This is a genomic window from Spirobacillus cienkowskii, assembly GCF_037081835.1.
Lineage (GTDB): Bacteria > Bdellovibrionota_B > Oligoflexia > Silvanigrellales > Silvanigrellaceae > Silvanigrella > Silvanigrella cienkowskii.
Genome location: NZ_CP146516.1, coordinates 2,369,134 through 2,384,340 on the forward strand (window position 1 = coordinate 2,369,134; position 15,207 = coordinate 2,384,340).

Genomic DNA, 15,207 nt, shown 5'->3' on the forward strand with positions numbered 1-15,207 from the left:
ACTAAACAATCATTATTTAGCTATAAAGAGAAATATAAACAATAAAAAAATTCTGTGTCCTAAAATTTGCAATTATAATTTAAAAAATATGATTTAATTTTTAAAACCAATTTAATAAAAGATTACCAATAAAAATTTTTTTAAATTTTTACAGAAAAACTCCAAGACTTCTGTTTTGTAAATATTCGTGTACAAAATATTTTTTTATATTAGATTAATTTTTACTGTGTGTGTTGATAATTGACAAAAACTATTTGTTTGGTTATCTGTTTGTTGAATTTTTTAGAAATGGATAAAACCATAAGTAAAAAATTTATAATTTTTTCAACCCTTTTTGCTTTCATGAGGTTAGCAATTTATAAAAAAGGTTATTTATGGTTTTTTACGTAAAAAATATTACAAGGATTGAAATATGAATTTACATGACTTACTCATTGAAGCTATTCAAAGAGACATTCCAAAAGATTTCATAATTAAAATTATTCTCCTCAACAAGGCTGTTGTTGCAGAACTCAATGCTAAAATTCGTCATCAGCAAGAAGCCATTCTTATTCAAATTAGAGCAAGCTACAAATATGCTAAAATTGGAATGGAAAATTTTGACAAAGATGAAGAGCTACTTAGTATATGTGAAATGCAAACCACAAATTTGAGTTTGCTTTCAGACACAGCAGAATACACTCTGAAGGAGCTGTCAGAAATTTTTAATGTGCATTACAAAACATGTTCTAAAATTCTAGCTAACAAAAAGGTGCCTCATTTACGGCGTTTAGAAAAAGGGAAAATTTACTTAGGAAAAACTGTAAAAGAATATTTGGCAATTAAATCAAAATATGATGCAAAATAAAACACATTAATTAAATTTCTATCAATATTTCATAACTTAAATTGTGCTAGTGTATTATTCAATAATATTAATAAATTCATTTTTTACTTGAAATAAACTTTAAAATCAAATACATATTTTATCACTAAAAGCTAAGAAAGATTTTGTTCTTTTTGTATTATATTTTGCTATAAAATTACTAAAGTCACAAATTAATATAGGAATTCAAAATGAAAACAAAATTACCTTTACTCATGATGTTTGGAATCCCTTTTTTAATTTTATTTGTTGCCTGTCATAAAAATCAAGACTATCCAAAAAATTTTACATTATCTGAAAGCTCTTCTTTACTAAGCCCTGGTGATTCAGTTGAAGTATATGGAAAATATAAAAACTGCTCTAGCAAAAACTCATCAGAAACTTGGGAAATTTCTACTAAACAAGATAATATTTATTTATCTATAAACAAAAATGAACCAAATTGTAAATTAATAATTACCAATTTTAATATTATAAAAAATGACACTAATAAAAACTATATTTCAGAAAATACGAATGGTGTAGAGGTTCAAGAAAATTTTCAATCTGATGCAGCAATATTTAAACACAACGATGAAATATTGCATGTACTTTTTAAAATTGACTCAAAAAAATATTCAGACAAAATAATTCTACATGCATATTTTGCAGAAAGATCTAAATTTATATTAAATAAAAACAATGATAATAGTACCCAAAACAGCGCTTCAACACCTTTAGATTCATCCACCTCAACTCCCACAGAACCTTCATCCTTATCACCTATAAGTCCCGAAACAGCTGCGCAATCAATTTTATTTGATTTAAATGATTATCAATGTAAAAACAGATCTATTACTGAAATCAAATTACAAAATGACACAAATTTTAATTATTATTTAGTAATGGATAGTTATTTAAATACAGAAATTAAAAAATTAGAAAATAAAATATTATCTTTATCTGAAGCTGAAAATGAAATAAAGTTCTTTTTTACAAATGTCCCAATAAAAAATAATTCTAAAAAAGACGAAACAAATACAGAAGCTAATATGCTTTTATATTGTAAATTTAGATATTATTTGCATTTAGTTAATCAATTTTTAGACACATACAAAAATAGAATTATTTACCTTATTCCACAAAAAGATAGTTTTACAATAGGAAAAATTCCACGTAACAAATTTGGAAAAAAAACTTCTGGTGGTGCAACAGAAAACCTACAAGAACTTAGTGATTTTTATATTGATCATGAAAATCTTGGGTTACTAAAAAACACTTCAAATTTTAAATTTATAAATAAAAATACCAATGCGGTCATCTGCCAAGATTTAAACCTGGAAACAGATGGAAATAAAGTAATAGCTACAAAATTTCCAAATGCAGTACAAACTGCAACTCCATGTACTTTTGAAGTGCATAATACCTTAAATAATAATATCGAAACAGAATTGACAGTATTATTAAATCATACATATCGTTATTGGTGCCAAGCAGATCCTAATCTTCAAGCCCAACAAACAGCAATGGCTATTGGATTATGCGATAAAAGTGATAAAGAAATTAAAAATGTATTTGAACTCAATTTACAAAAAAAAGAAATTAAAGATTTGAGTCCAATTTCTGGTTTTTATTATTTAATTAGTTTAAATTTACAAGAAAATAATATAACAGAAATTCCTCCCCATATTTTTGATAATCTATCTCTATTACTTGATTTAGATATCAATCAAAATCAAATTGAGAAAATTCCCGAAAATATTTTTTACAATTCTTTAGCATTAAGAATTTTAGAAATTGATTTAAGTAAAACAAATATTGTGTCTAATAAATTATTTTCTAAACAAAAAATTTTAAGTAGTCTTTCATTATCCTATAATAATGATCAAAAAATTCCAGAAAACATATTTAATTTAAATAATTTTCTTGCCTACATAGATATATATGTTAATAATTACAATCAAATTTCTGAATATATGTTTGATAATTTAAGCGAAATTAATCATATTTATCTTAGAGATAAAGAAACGTCTGACTATAAAGTTCCTGAAAGAATTTTAAACCGTTTAACTCAATTTAAAAAACTACAAGGAACTCATCAGTTTTTTTCAAAACCAAAGCCCAAAGAGGATTAAAATTTTTCTATTTTAAATAGCTTATCTTTACTCGATAACTTAAGAATAAAATATTTATCACTTAATTAATAAAAATTTTATCCCTCTTGACTTTTAATGAATAACATTATAATTGAATGTAGCATCCTAGTTTTCTACTCCTGGAGAAGTGTCTTGAATTAATTCTTTCCTAATAAAAATCTTCTTACTATTTAAACAAAAAATCATGTTATTTAAAATTTTATATTAATAAAAAAAGGTTTACATTTAATGGTATTAACCGAGAAAAAAAATAATCACATAAAGCATCAAGGAATTATAATTTCTGACTTAAGTTTTAGCTGGCCTGATGGGACACAAGTATTTCATAAACTTAACACGCAATTTGGTAACAATAAAATTGCTCTTATTGGACAAAATGGAGCTGGAAAATCTACATTATTACGTTTAATTGTAGGAGAAATAAAGTTAAGCTCAGGCTCAATTCAAAGGTCTGGTAAAATTGGTTACTTACCGCAAAATTTATTAAATTTTCACTCAACATCTATAATGCAATTATTTGGAGTAGAAAAAGAAATTGCAGCACTAAAAGACATTTCGCAAGGTAATTGCAGCCAGGAATTATTTAATATTCTAGATAATAAATGGGATATTGAAGATCGTATTTTTGCTTTTCTTGCTAAAAGAAATCTTTCTCATATTAATCTTTCTCGCACAATCAAAAGTTTAAGCGGAGGAGAAGCGTTACGCATCTATGTCGCTGCTTTAGAATTTAAAGGTGCCGAATTCTTAGTTCTCGACGAACCGACAAATAATCTTGACACCAACGCATTACAAGATGTTATTGAAATGCTTTTAGCTTGGAAAAAGGGAGCATTAATCGTAAGTCACGATCCTGTATTATTAAATATTGTCGATCAATGCGCAGAATTATTTTTAGGAAAAATTCGGATTTATGGAGGTAATTTTGCCTTATATCAAGAACAACGCCAACTAGAAAATAGCGCTGCAAATAGAACCTACCAAGATGCAGAAAAAGAACTGCAAATTAGAAAACAGCAAGAAACACGTGCTCACGAAATTTCTGCTCGTCGCAGCAGTAATGCCAAAAAAAATCAAAGCTCATTAGGACTCCCAAAAGTTGCCATTAATTTTTTTAAAAACAATTCAGAAAAATCTGCTGGAAAAAGCAATGAACTACACCAACAAAAAGTAGACGAAGCTCAAGATCGTTTGCACGAAGCAAAACAAAATTTAAGAAACGAAGAAAGAATTGTTATTGATCTACCAGACACCCTAGTTCACGATCATAAAAAAATACTCAATATAAAATCAGTTACTTTTTCTTACTCGGCAGAAAGTAAACTCTTTCATCAAAAAGAAATTAATTTTTCTGTATTTGGACCAGAAAGAATTGCAATACAAGGCACAAATGGTTCTGGTAAATCCACATTGCTTGCATTAATAGCTGGCGAAATTCAACCACAAAGCGGTATTATAGAACGCGGCACAGAACATATTGGCTATGTCGATCAGCGATTAATGGGAGTGAATCCTAATTTAAGCGTATACGACAATGTTGCAACAAAAGCGCCAAATCTAAGCGAATCAGAAATTAGAATTAAACTTGGTCGATTTCTTTTTCGCAATCAACGTGCTTTTTTACCTGTACATGCCCTGAGCGGCGGCGAGAAATTTCGCGCCCTTCTTGCAACAATTTTAAATACACAGCCCGCACCGCAGCTTTTGTTACTCGACGAACCTACAAATAATCTCGATTTAACAAGCATAAAACAATTAGAAGATGCCATTTGTGCTTTTCGCGGATCGTTAATTGTTGTTAGTCATAATTCTGCATTTTTAGAAAATATTGGCATCACACGTTACATAAAAATTGACGAATTTAAATAAAAAATATGCGTAAAAACCATTTTGATTTCTATATTCTGCACGATTTCATTTGAGAACTCCAAATGCCCGTGTTTTTTTATGTCCATATTGGGTTTCATCTTGATAACAAAAAGAAAATTTTTTACTAGAATTTTTATTTTTATCTTCTTTAACAATTTTATAAAAGTTTTATTTCCATTATTGCATTATTTTAATTTAATTTAATTTAATTTAATTTTTTATATACACTGGTCTTGGTTTTTCTTTTTTGAGTTCTATTTTTTAGATGTTTTATTAATTTAAACAATTGTAAGGTACTTATCAATTTTTTATAAAACCAAAACACAATGAAGATGAGGAATAATAAAGATTATTGTTTATTTAAAATTTAAAATAATGACACCATCAATTATCGAAAATTTTACAACTAAATAGTTAATCTCGGAATTTTTTCAATCCTATAAGAAAAATCAGAACAATCTATTAAAATTTTTCGCCCTTCTTCTCCACCACCTTCTGAATAAATTACATTTAAATTATGTTTTTTTGCTTCTTTAATTGCAGTTGCAAAATTGTGAGTTCCAACTAGATGAGAAGTGTCTACGATTCCAGGACTTGTCATATTTCCTCCTCCAGCAATAACAACAGAAACTCCCCCAATATCATTGGGTTTAATTTTCATTAAAACAATCAGAGAATGAATTGCCTGATCAACAAATCTTCCATCAATTTCAAAATTAGGTGTTGGATTTTCAGGCAAAAGGCAATGAGCAAGACCACATATTCCTTTGCCTTTCCAAATAAATCCAATACCGACACATGATCCCAAAATTGCTTTTAAAAGCTCACCGTTTTTAGCAATTTTCACTTGACCAATTTGAACATTCAAAATCTTTTGCATGTTAACTTTCTTTTATATGTTTTTTATAAATAAGAGGTTCTACAGACGCAAAATTGGTATTTATGTGCGCCAGAGTTTCTGATTCACCAATTATCATAATACCATCTTCAGCTATTTTAGGCTCAAGTAAAAAAATAACTTTTTCCTGATCAGTTGCTTTAAAATAAATGAGAACATTTCGAATTAAAATGAGGTCAAATTTTTCATTCATAGCAGCTGGATGAAATAGGTTATGTGGCATAAATTTTAAACGATTTTTAATTTCAGAAATAACCTCATAACTACCGGTTTCTGATTTTTGTATATATTTTTGAAAAAGATTTGGTCGTAATTTTTTTATTGACTCAACAGAACGATCCGAGTACTGCCCTTTTTGACACAAGTTAAGCATCTCATTAGAAATATCTGTTCCAATTATTTCATAATGAAAAGAAGGGAATTTTTCTTTAAATTCTTGACAAAAAATACCCAAAGTATGAGCCTCTTCTCCCGACGATGCCGCAGCAGACCATGCTTTAAAAACACTATGAGAGTGAGTTTTTACCCAACAAGGTAACAATTTTTTTTCTATATACTCCCACACCCGAGGAGTTCTATAAAAATAAGTTTCATTTGTTGTAACAAGATTAATAAACTTAATTTGCTCAGTTTTATCTTCTTTAACGAGAATTAAATAATCTTCATAACTTGTGGCCGATTGCATTAAAGAGCGCCACCCCGATTGCAATTAAGGGGACCATAGCAATTGCATGTTAACGGAACCACCTTAATTGCACGTTAAGGGGACCATGCAAATTGCACTAAGCGGTACCACTCCGATTGCAAATTAAGGGGACCATTTTTTTATAGCCAGCGATTCGTCTTTTTTGCAAAGCTCTTAGGCAAGGAGGTGAGCCTAATGAGAAGAAAAGGACGGGTTAGTATGGAAAAGTTGGGGCAAATCCTGCAAATGCGGGAAAAAAGGCGTTCCATTAGGACAATTGCACGATGTCTTCATATGTCGAGAAAGACAGTCAAGAAATATCTTCAAGAAAATTTGCATAAAGAATGTCTAAACAAAAACACTCAATATCAAACTCATTCTCCAAATGACAAACTTAATCCAGACGATATACCTAACTGGGCTCAAGAAATTGATATTGAACTCGTATTAAAAGAATTGGGTAAGGGAATTAGCTATAAGGTTCTTTATGAAGAACTCAAACCCACCATTAGTTATTTTAGCTTTTGGAGATTTTTTAGAAAACTATACGGCTTAAAAAGGCAAAACATTTCAATAAGAATAATCCATAAACCAGGAGAAAAAACTTATGTTGATTTTTGTGATGGTATCCAGATTTTTGATGAACTAACTGGTGAGGTTATTAAAACTCATTTATTTGTCGCAACACTGCCTTTTAGTCAATACACTTTTGCAGAGTTTACATTAGATCAAAAGCTAGAAACTTTTATTGAATTGCATGATAAAACTTGGGAGTTTTTTGGAGGGGTAACAGATTACACTGTGCCTGATAATTTAAAAAGTGCTGTAAGCAAAGCACATCGCTATGACCCTGATTGCAATAAATCATTTTGTGAATATGCAAACCATGTAGGTTTTGCAGTTTTACCAGCAAGGCCATATAAACCAAGAGATAAAGCTTCTGTTGAAGGCAATATTCATCATATTCAAAAATCTTTTTTTCAGCGTGTCAGAAATAAAAAGTATCAAACTTTATTTGAACTCAATCAGGATTTTAAAATATTTTTGAAAGAATTCAACAACTCTATTATGAAAGACTATGGTGTATCAAGGAAAGAAAGATTTAGTACAGAAGAACCTTATTTAAAGGCTGTTCCTGCGGAAAAATTTCAATTGTTTAATTGGAAAATAGCAAAGGTTCATCCTGATTGCCATATTCAAGTGGAAAAAAATTTTTACTCAGTTCCATTTCACTTTGCTGGCAAAGAAGTTAGAGTTAGATATTCAAAGAATTATTTAGAAGTTTTTTCTTCAAATGGAGAGCTTTTATCTTCACATAAAAAAATAAAAGGAATAGGAAAGTCATCAACCGATCCTGGTCATTGGCCTCAAGAAAAACAACGTTACCTCAGCTTTGATATCAATAAAGCAAAATTGGAGGCTAAAAAAATAGGAGAAAACACGTATAAGTTGATTGATTTTTTATTTTCACAAAGTCACCCTTTGCGCTTTTTACGTCCTGTACAAGGGATGTTAAGACTAGTGTATTCAAATAAATTTAACAAAGAAGATATGGAATATGCAGCAAAAATGGCGTTTTCTCATAAAATTTACCGTCTCTCATATATAACTGATTGTTGTATTTTTCATGTAAATGGAGGGGCAAAGCCAAGAGCAACGCAAGCGCCAATCCGTACACTAAACACAATCCATCTTCATCAAAGCAAAGAAAAGATATTCAATTAATTAGAAAGAAATAATATGTTCCAACAAGCCAAAAACTTAGCACAAAAATTACGTTTACCTGGATTTTTAGAAAATATGGAAAGAAGATGCGCGGAGTTTGAATCAGGAAATCTAAGTCCATCTGAATTTTTATCGCTGTTATTGTCAGACGAGGCAAATTCTAGGAAAAATAAATTAAACAAGCGCCTAGAATCCATAGCACGATTTCGCCATCGTATTGATTTAGAAGACTGGGATGCGTCTTTTGACAGAGGTATCTCAAAAGCAAAAATGAAAGAAATATTTCAACTTTCTTTTTTACATAATCGAGAAAATTTAATTATTCTTGGAAAAACAGGCGAAGGGAAAACTCATTTAGCAATAGGGATAGGGCGCCGTGCATGCCAAGAAAGTTCAGGAGTTCTATTTTCTTCAGTCAACTTTTTTCTTGAAGAAGCCATTGCAACAAAAGCTTCTGGAAAATATCTTGCTTGGGTAAAAACAATAACGAAGAAAGAAATTTTAATATTTGATGATTTTGCTTTACGGCAATATAACCATGAAGAAGCGGGTATCATACTTGATATTCTTGAAGAACGTCAAAGAAAAAGCATTACAATTGTAACTTCACAGGTTCATCCTGATGGTTGGATTAAATTGTTTGAAGACCCTGTCATTGCAGAAGCAATTGTTGATAGATTACGAAATCCTAGTCAAATAATTACACTAAAAGGAGGTTCTTATAGAGAAAAGCTTAAAATAACAAAAAAAGACTAGAAACTTGTTACGAAATCAATTTTCTTGTACCCATTTTTTTATAGACGATTCACCTTCGTCGCTGGCTCATAAAGTGGCTCCCTTAACATGCAATCAGGGTGGTTCCCTTCTTTGCAATCGAGCAACTTGTTAATTTAAGTGCTATTAACCTTTTTCTTAATCGACTTTCAACCATTGAATTTCGATTATGACCAATTGTAATTCCCGTTAATTCATAAATGAGTTTAATAAAATCATTAAAGCATTTTTCACTAAGAATGATTTCCATAAAACAGTCCTTAATTAGCAAATTTTTGAACTGCCAATTTTAACTGGTCTGCTCCACTAGCAAGCTCTGTTGTCGCTTGCGCAATAGCTTCAGATGCTATTGCTGATTTTTCGGTCGCGTCAGCCACCTGTTGAATAGCTTGAGCCACATCTTTTGCCGCTGTCTGCTGTTCTTGAGCGGCCACCGAAATTTCGGTAATTGATTGTGTGGTTTTGGCAACACCTTCAACAATTTTTTTAAATGAGTTGGCAGCTTCTTTTGAAATTTCGCTTCCTTGAGAAGCTCTTTTCACTGATTCATGAATTAATTTAGAAATTTCTTTTGTTGCCTTAGAAGAATTTTCTGCCAGTTTGCGCACCTCATCAGCCACAACAGAAAATCCTAACCCATGATCACCAGCCCTTGCAGCCTCAATCGCAGCGTTAAAGGCAAGAAGATTGGTTTGACTCGCAATTTCACTTATTACTTTAACAATTTCAGAAATTTCTTCTGAGGACTTGTTAATAAGTTCCATAGCCTCAATCGATTTTGCAATAGCCTGAGAACCTTGATCAGCTTCTGATTGAGTTTTTTTAGCTATTGAACAAAATAAGGCCGTATTCTTGATCCTTTGGGAGCGAGTTAAGGCCGTCTAAACTGTTGCCAGTGAAGTGGGCGGAGAATTAAAAAAACACGTTAGTGCTTTTTTAAAACTATTAGTCCGCTCGCAATCGAACTTTTCTTTCCCGAATAGATTGAGCAACACCTTTTTCGGATGATGGTTTTCTTTGATCATCAATATATTTTTTAATAACTTCAAGGGGTGCGCCACCGCAAGTGACAGAACAATAACTAGGACTCCAAAAATGATCCCCCCATAATTTTTTCTCAACATGTTCCCAAAATTCTTTTCTAATAAAATAAGAAGATTTTCCTTTTAATTTGCTAACAACAATAGCAACAGAATGTTTTGGAGGAATGCTGACAAGAATATGTACATGATCATCTTCGCCATTAAATTCTATCAGTTCGCAATCAAGTTGCTCACAGGTTTCTTTAAAAATAATTTCAGTGCGTTCAAGAATTTCTTTTGTAAAAACATGACGCCTATATTTTGTAACAAATACTAAATGATAGTAATGTTTATATATTTGGCTTCTTCCTGTTCTCCATTGGTAATTTTTATGATCCATATTGACTCCAAAATAAACGAAAGCTAGATTAACATGAAGGAGAAACCATGGCAAATTGTGGTGTAAAATTTAGAGCATACCCAACTGTTGAGCAAGCTCATACACTTTCTCAATGGATAGGTTGCGCTCGAGTGATTTACAATTGCAAAGTGTCAGAGGATAATCAAAATTATATTATTTTTAAAAATACTGCTGAAAAAATATCTGTCAATCAAGCTTACTCTCATTTTAAAACAGAAGAAAAAGAGTGGCTAAATCAATGTCCTTCACAAATTTTACGCAATGCGTCTGCAACTTGGTACACTGCAAAACAGCGTTTTTTTAAAGGGTTAGCAAACAATCCTCGTAAAAAGAAAAAAGGAATCAAAGACACTGTTTTATTAACCAATGAGTTATTTAAATTTAAAGACGAAATAAGTAATGATGGAGTTGTTTTAAAAAATTTAATTATTGGCACAAAGAAAAATAACTTAGGAGTGTTAAAATTTAAAGCGCATAAGGAGTTTGGCAATCCGCAACAAATCGTAATTGGAAAGAAAAATAATACATGGTTTGTTTCTTTTTGTTACGAAGTCAAAAATTATGTAAAATCTGAGCAAGAATTATTAGATGAATATTCTTGTTTAGACGAAACATCACTTAATGATTTAACCATAGGGATTGATTGTGGTATTGCAATTCCATTTCAAACTAGTCGCCAAATTAGTTATGATTTTGATGAAAAATTAAAAAGTAAAATCAAACTCAAACAAAGAAAGCTAAAAAAATATCAAAAAAGGCTTTCTCGGCAAAAAAAGGGATCTACAAGTCGAAATAAAACCAAAATAAAAATTGCAAAAATTCATGCTAAAATAAGCAATATTAGGCATGATTTTTGTCATAAAGTTTCTCACTCTATTGTAAATTCAGAAGCAAAAATATTTGCAGTAGAAGATTTAAAACTCAAAAACATGACCAAAACTCCTCAACCTAAGCAAAATGCAAACGGGAAATATTTACCAAATATGCGCAAAGCCAAAGCTGGGTTAAATAGGGAATTGCTCTCAAAAGGATTGGCAAAAACAATAGAATTTTTAGAATATAAAGCTAAAAAGTATAATAAACTTGTTGTTAAAGTTTCACCTCATTATTCGAGTCAAGAATGTGCCCATTGCGGCCACACTCACGCCGATAACAGAAAAACACAAGATAATTTCTTATGTTTATTTTGCGGAAATCATGACAATGCTGATGTCAATGCAGCAAAAATAATAGCAAAAAGAGGTGTCCAATTTCTTTTGTCAAAGCCAAAAGCTAAGACAAGAACTAGGCTAGGGACTAGCCGAAGTAAAGCTGGACGAGGAATATGTAAGACGATATTAGAGCAATCTAATCCGCTGATTCCTATGACTTCAGAAGTTCACTCCCTATAGGGGTGAGTGGTTCACGCACTGAGTTCTTCAACTGATGCACTCATTTCTTCGGCTGTTGCGCCAAGAGACTGCGCCCCAGAAGCTACTGCCTTTGCTTGTGATGAAATTTCTTTTGACTTAGTTGCAAAATTGATTGCGATTTTTGTGACTTCTTCTTCGAGTGCAACCTGAGGAGAAATATTGGTTGCAAATTTAACAACTTTAAATGGTTTATTGTTCATATCGAAAATTGGATTATATGTTGCTTGAATCCATACTGCTTTTCCCCCATTTCCAAAACGCTTGTAACGCCCAGCATCAAACTCACCGCGGCCAAGCCTTTGCCAAAATGCTTGATACTCTGGTGAGGCTACGTATGCAGGATCACAAAACATACGATGATGTTTGCCTTTAATCTCATCAAGTGAGTAGCCAACCGTTTTCAAAAAGTTTTCGTTTGCTGTGAGAATAGTGCCTTCTAAATTAAATACAATTATAGCTTGTGATTTATCAATCGCGTTTACTAATCCCTGAAACTCCTCATGGTTAAGATCATTCATGAGCTCTGATTTTTGCATGGTATTTGGCACCGTAATGTATAGTTTAGCATCAATACTTATTTATCTGGCCGATCGCCTCAATACTTCGACCCATTTTAAAAAAGCTTTAACCGCCAATATTATAAACTATGACACTTAATTCCATACAGCCAAGCCTTTAACAAAACTATCTTGTTCACTCGTCACAAGTCACAAATTATCTTTTTGAAATTTTTTTAAAATTTTTTAATTCTCATTTTAAAAAACATATAGAAAATCTTTCTTAAGAGAAACATGCACAATATCTCCAATTTTAAAACTTGTGCAAAAGTGTTGAACACTAAAAATTTCTGATATTTTTGGATGACTCAAACGATATATCGAGAATTGTCCGTGAAAGCGAATTTCTTCTATTTTAAATGGAAGCGATTGGGTTCTTTCAGAATTTTCATCAATTTTATTGTTTGAAAAAATTAATGCATCAGATCGAAAATGTATCTTTATTTCTTTTTCATTTTTATTTACAATATTTTGATTAAAATTCACTTTTCCAAATTCTGTCATACACTTATTATTATCTATACAAACAGCATTCATTGAATTTACCTGAGAAAAAAACTGCAGCGCAAAAAGATTGTTAGGATTTAAATAAATATCTTGAGGAGTGCCAATTTGCACAATTTCACCATTGTTCATTAAAATAATTTTATCAGATAAATGAAGTGCTTCTTCTGGCTGATGCGTAACATAAATACTTGTTGTCTTTTGATTTTTAATAATATTTTTTAATTTAAGTGCAATTTCTCGTCTAAAAGAAAAATCCAATCCCGAAAAGGGTTCGTCTAACAGTAACAATTTAGGTTTTGGAGCAAGAGAGCGTGCAAAGGCAACTCTTTGTTGTTGTCCTCCCGAAAGCATATGAGGATAAAATTCGCTTTGCTCGTTAAGCTGCACAAGTTTTAACAGTTCATTTAAGCGAGCGCTCACTTCAGTTTTATTTTTTTTACAAAGCCCATATTTAATATTTTCTGCCACATTTAAATGCGGAAATAATGCCAAATCTTGAAATACCAAGCCAATATTTCTTTGTTCAATGGGCAAATGAATTTTAGAACTCGAAATCACATTAGAACTTAAAGAAATTACGCCATCAGAAATTTTTTCTATTCCTGTAATTGCTTTTAAAAGGGTTGTTTTGCCGCATCCAGAAGGACCGACAAGACTGATAAATTCTCCATCAGAAATAGAAATTTGAAAATTTATATTTTTTAAAAGTGTTTTCTTTCCCTTATTTAAATAAACATTATTGCAGCTAAAAAATATATTTGCTAAGTTAGAATTCATTTTTTTTAAACCTTTGAAGAAAAATATAACCTATAATAGGAATTAAAGCTGTTACAATGATTAGAAGAATAGAAGGCGTTGCCTCTGTAAAACGCTCATCAGAGGCTAAATTATAGGCTTCAATTGCTAAGGTATCAAAATTAAATGGACGTAATATCATTGCTGCAGGCAATTCTTTTATAATATCTAAAAAAGTTATAAGAAATGACGCTAAAATACTTCTTTTTAATAACGGAAAATAAATGCATCTAAAAGTAGAAAATTCTTTTTGATTTAGAGTTTTAGACGCGTCATACAAATTATTATTAATAAGCCCTAATTGTGACGACAAACAATTATGAGATATTGCACTAAACCTTGTTAAATAGGCAAGATTTAGTGCTAAATATGACCCTAATGTATAAATGTGTATGTCTTTTAAATTTAGTAAATTATGAAATATAAAATTTAATAATTTATCTAATTCTGCTAAATTAATTACTATTCCAATTGCTATTAAAGAGCCGGGCAGCGAATAACCAATTGCGTTTAATTTTCCAATGTTAAATAATTTATCTTTATGAGAATTTATTTTAATCAAATATGTTATAAAAATTGAAATCAATGTACACAAAAGAGCAGAACTAAAAGCAAGTAAAAAAGTTTGTGCGCTTATTTGCAAAAAATGTTTATTTAAATGCTTCCAACCTTCTTCATAAAATTTATAAACTGTATATAAAAATGGGAGAATAAAAGAAACAAGAAAAATAGTAAAGCAATATAAAAACGCCAAAAAACCAGAAATTCGATTTAATTTATTTAACTTTACTTGATTATCTGTATTATTTAACAGCGAAATCTTACTTTTTAATTTATTATCATAAAACAAAAAAAGTAACGATATACAAAAAAGAATCAATGATAAAAACGAAGCAGAGGCAGTATCACCTGTTGCAGACCATACTCTAAAAATACCGGTTGCAATAGTATCAATAGAAAAAAAATCTACAGTACCAAAATCAGCAAGAACTTCCATAAATACTAGTATTATTCCAGAAAAAAATGAAGGAAGAATAATGGGAAGTTGAATTTTAAAAAAAACACTTAATTTTGTAGAACCCAAACTTTTAGCCGCATATTCTAAATTTTTTGGAATACTCATAAAAGCATTTTTACAAAATAAATACACATAAGGATACAGCGATAACGTAAAGATAACAGATGCCAAAAATGTTGAATTTAAAGATGGAAAATAACTTTTATTTTGATAAAATATATAAGCAAAAATATAAGATGGAATTGATAAAGGAATTAAAAATCCCCATTCAAAATAATTTCTGAACGGAAACTGAAATCGCGCAATAAGGTAAGCAAGCGGTAAAGAAACAATACTCATTACTACTGCAACACCAATAAAAAGATACAACGTATTGCTTAAATATTTAGGCAAAAGGTTTTCTGTAATATGTAAAATAGTATCTAACTTAAAACCTAAAGTAGAAAAAATCAAACTAATAAGTGGTAATTGAATGAGAATAATCAAAAATATAAAAAATATTTTAAGTAATTTTTTTTTCAAAA

Annotated in this window: 13 protein-coding genes and 1 pseudogene; 6 read left to right on the top strand and 8 right to left on the bottom strand. The window is 30.4% G+C overall.

Annotated features, from left to right (window positions below; all coding sequences use genetic code 11):
• Positions 1-412: 412 nt before the first annotated feature.
• The 3 genes from Spiro2_RS10540 (at position 413) to Spiro2_RS10550 (ending at position 4,869) form a co-directional block, all read left to right on the top strand.
• Positions 413-847: a hypothetical protein gene (locus Spiro2_RS10540; protein WP_338635747.1), complete on the top strand. Its 435-nt coding sequence runs from the start codon at positions 413-415 to the stop codon at positions 845-847.
• Positions 848-1,056: 209 nt separating this feature from the next.
• On the top strand, positions 1,057-2,979 hold the full coding sequence (locus Spiro2_RS10545; RefSeq protein ID WP_338635748.1) for a hypothetical protein: 1,923 nt from the start codon (positions 1,057-1,059) through the stop codon (positions 2,977-2,979).
• A gap of 249 nt (positions 2,980-3,228) precedes the next feature.
• Positions 3,229-4,869: an ABC-F family ATP-binding cassette domain-containing protein gene (locus Spiro2_RS10550; protein ID WP_338635749.1), complete on the top strand. Its 1,641-nt coding sequence runs from the start codon at positions 3,229-3,231 to the stop codon at positions 4,867-4,869.
• A gap of 406 nt (positions 4,870-5,275) precedes the next feature.
• Here the strand turns inward: Spiro2_RS10550 and Spiro2_RS10555 are convergent, their stop codons facing one another.
• Together Spiro2_RS10555 and Spiro2_RS10560 are read right to left on the bottom strand one after the other, a co-directional pair.
• Positions 5,276-5,749, bottom strand: coding sequence for a chemotaxis protein CheD (locus Spiro2_RS10555; protein ID WP_338635750.1), 474 nt, complete (start codon positions 5,747-5,749; stop codon positions 5,276-5,278).
• A gap of 1 nt (position 5,750) precedes the next feature.
• Complete coding sequence (locus tag Spiro2_RS10560; RefSeq protein ID WP_338635751.1) at positions 5,751-6,452, bottom strand: protein-glutamate O-methyltransferase CheR; 702 nt, start codon at positions 6,450-6,452, stop codon at positions 5,751-5,753.
• A 195-nt stretch (positions 6,453-6,647) separates the two neighbouring features.
• On the opposite strand from Spiro2_RS10560, the gene istA reads away from it, so the two are divergent.
• Positions 6,648-8,177: an IS21 family transposase gene (istA, locus tag Spiro2_RS10565; RefSeq protein WP_338635752.1), complete on the top strand. Its 1,530-nt coding sequence runs from the start codon at positions 6,648-6,650 to the stop codon at positions 8,175-8,177.
• 15 nt (positions 8,178-8,192) lie between these two features.
• The gene (locus Spiro2_RS10570) at positions 8,193-8,933 is read left to right on the top strand and encodes an ATP-binding protein (RefSeq protein ID WP_338635663.1); all 741 of its coding nucleotides are present in this window, start codon (positions 8,193-8,195) and stop codon (positions 8,931-8,933) included.
• Between the two features lie 82 nt (positions 8,934-9,015).
• Here the strand turns inward: Spiro2_RS10570 and Spiro2_RS10575 are convergent, their stop codons facing one another.
• From Spiro2_RS10575 to tnpA, 3 genes and pseudogenes are all read right to left on the bottom strand, one after another.
• The gene (locus tag Spiro2_RS10575; RefSeq protein WP_338635753.1) at positions 9,016-9,201 is read right to left on the bottom strand and encodes a hypothetical protein; all 186 of its coding nucleotides are present in this window, start codon (positions 9,199-9,201) and stop codon (positions 9,016-9,018) included.
• Positions 9,202-9,211: 10 nt separating this feature from the next.
• Positions 9,212-9,784, bottom strand: a pseudogene (locus Spiro2_RS10580) (methyl-accepting chemotaxis protein); the annotation flags it as partial.
• 112 nt (positions 9,785-9,896) lie between these two features.
• Positions 9,897-10,373, bottom strand: coding sequence for an IS200/IS605 family transposase (tnpA, locus tag Spiro2_RS10585; protein WP_338635754.1), 477 nt, complete (start codon positions 10,371-10,373; stop codon positions 9,897-9,899).
• Between the two features lie 47 nt (positions 10,374-10,420).
• Here tnpA and Spiro2_RS10590 point away from each other — a divergent pair, with 47 nt between their 5' ends.
• Positions 10,421-11,785 carry a transposase gene (locus Spiro2_RS10590; protein WP_338635755.1) on the top strand — a complete coding sequence of 455 codons (1,365 nt, stop codon included), beginning with the start codon at positions 10,421-10,423 and terminating at the stop codon, positions 11,783-11,785.
• A gap of 11 nt (positions 11,786-11,796) precedes the next feature.
• Here the strand turns inward: Spiro2_RS10590 and Spiro2_RS10595 are convergent, their stop codons facing one another.
• From Spiro2_RS10595 to Spiro2_RS10605, 3 genes are all read right to left on the bottom strand, one after another.
• Positions 11,797-12,342, bottom strand: a complete 546-nt coding sequence (locus tag Spiro2_RS10595) for a PAS domain-containing protein (RefSeq protein ID WP_338635756.1) — start codon at positions 12,340-12,342, stop codon at positions 11,797-11,799.
• 219 nt (positions 12,343-12,561) lie between these two features.
• Positions 12,562-13,647, bottom strand: a complete 1,086-nt coding sequence (locus tag Spiro2_RS10600) for an ABC transporter ATP-binding protein (RefSeq protein ID WP_338635757.1) — start codon at positions 13,645-13,647, stop codon at positions 12,562-12,564.
• Complete coding sequence (locus Spiro2_RS10605; RefSeq protein ID WP_338635758.1) at positions 13,637-15,205, bottom strand: iron ABC transporter permease; 1,569 nt, start codon at positions 15,203-15,205, stop codon at positions 13,637-13,639. The genes Spiro2_RS10600 and Spiro2_RS10605 overlap by 11 nt, the downstream gene beginning before the upstream one ends.
• Between the last annotated feature and the right edge of the window lie 2 nt (positions 15,206-15,207).